The organism is Rhizobacter sp. P2_D12 (genome assembly GCF_056404395.1).
Genome location: NZ_JBFUEB010000274.1, coordinates 1 through 1,715 on the forward strand (window position 1 = coordinate 1; position 1,715 = coordinate 1,715).

At 70.4% G+C, this 1,715-nt stretch carries 2 protein-coding genes; both read right to left on the reverse strand.

All coding sequences use genetic code 11. The features are described 5' to 3' along the window. The coding region (locus AC1DYN_RS32370) for an FAD-dependent oxidoreductase (protein ID WP_477966869.1) at positions 1–950 on the reverse strand (950 nt) is incomplete at its 3' end. Positions 951–1,065: 115 nt separating this feature from the next. Beyond that, the coding region (locus AC1DYN_RS32375) for a serine hydrolase domain-containing protein (RefSeq protein ID WP_477966871.1) at positions 1,066–1,715 on the reverse strand (650 nt) is incomplete at its 5' end.

Genomic DNA, 1,715 nt, shown 5'->3' on the forward strand with positions numbered 1-1,715 from the left:
TCCTCGCCCACCATGTCGAYCATCGCCGCCACCCGCAAGCGGTCACCGATGCGCGCATACAGCACCTTGCGCTCGAAGTCGGTCACGCTGATCTCGGGCGCGATGTCGTCCTGGCGGATCGGCGCGCTCAGGCTGTAGCCCTTGAGCGGGTACAGCGGCAGGTAGATACCCACCGTGTCGGCCAGCGTGCGGCTCTGGATGCCAGCCGCCAGCACATAGGCGTCGGCCGTCACCAGGCCACCGACCGTGTCGATGCCGGTGATGCGGCCCYGCTCTGCACGCAGTCCCAGCGCGGTGCTGTTGACGACCCCGCGAAAGCGCGGATGCTCGCTCAGCCGTTCGGCCAGCGCCACGCAGAAGGCGTGGCAGTCGGCCACCGCTTCGCCCGGGTTGTAGATGCCGCCGGCCAGCAGGTGCTGGGCCGCGCCCAGTGCGGGCTCGTGCGCCGTGCATTCTTCGGGCGACCAGATCTGGCCCGCGCCCGGTTTGGACGCGGCGACATCGAACGCGGCGCGCGTGCGAAACACCACCAGTTTGCCGGCATCGCGCCAGCCAAAACGCTCTGGCGGCACGACCAGCGAGAGCGACGCCATCGCCCGGCGCGACAACTCGCCCAGCTCGAGCAGCTTGGCGGTGGTGCGGCGGTTGACGTCGGCGCGGCAGTGAGCCAAAAAGCTGGCCAGCCAGCGATACTGGCGCAGGTCGGCTTCCGGCCGGAAGCGCAACGGGCCGTCGGCCTGGAACAGCCATTTGAAGGCCTTGAGCGGGATGCCGGCGTCGGCCAGCGGCGCCACGTACCGGTAGCTGAGCTGCCCGCCATTGCCGTAGCTGGCGCCACTGCCCACGTCCGGCGCGCGCTCGAGCAGCGTGACCTCGTGGCCAGCTTCGAGCAGCCACCAGGCGGAGGCCAGGCCGACGACGCCGCCGCCGATGACGATTATGTGCTGCATGCCGGACTCTTTTTTTCGGGTGGGGACAGGGAGCTTAGGGGCAGCAGGCACGCACTGCCAATGAATCTAGCGCGCGCGCTCATAACCGCGATATATGTACGCGCCCGCATGCCAGTCAATCCGCCAGGCCGAGGATCGCGCGGCGGTGCAAGGCGGCCACGATGCGCTCTTCATAGCGCGCCAGCGCCGTCTCGCGCCCCGGCGTGGCGGCCGGGTCGGTTCCCGTGCCGCCGGCCAGCACGACCACGCCATGGCCCCGTGCGCGGTCCATGGCGAACACGGAACGCAATCCGTAGGCGTCGCCCAGGTGGCCCACGGCATCGAAGCCTGGCGCCAGCCGCAGGCCGGGGCGGTCCGGATAGTGGGCGTTGCCGAATCCGCGCGGACTGAGGATGCTGCCCAGCGGATTGCCGTTGCCGCCCACGCCGTCGTACGACCAGTGGCGGGCGAACATGCGCTCGAGCGTTGCGCCCTGCAGCAGGCGCGCGCCGTTATGCACGCCGCCAGCCATCAGCATGCGCATGATGACGCCCAGGTCGCGCGCGGCGATTCGCAAGCCGCCGGTGGGGCTGAACGGCGTCGCGTTGGTGCCCGGGACGTAGCCGTCCAGGCCCGGTGGCGGTACCGGTGGCCGCGCGCCGACGTCGTCGACCTGGGCGATCCACGGCCCGTTCGGCGCCCAGACCTCGCTGTCGACGGCGCGCTTGCGGTRGATGGTCGCGATATTGTCCTGCGCGGCCTTCGGCAACCCGGCCGGGTTGTAAC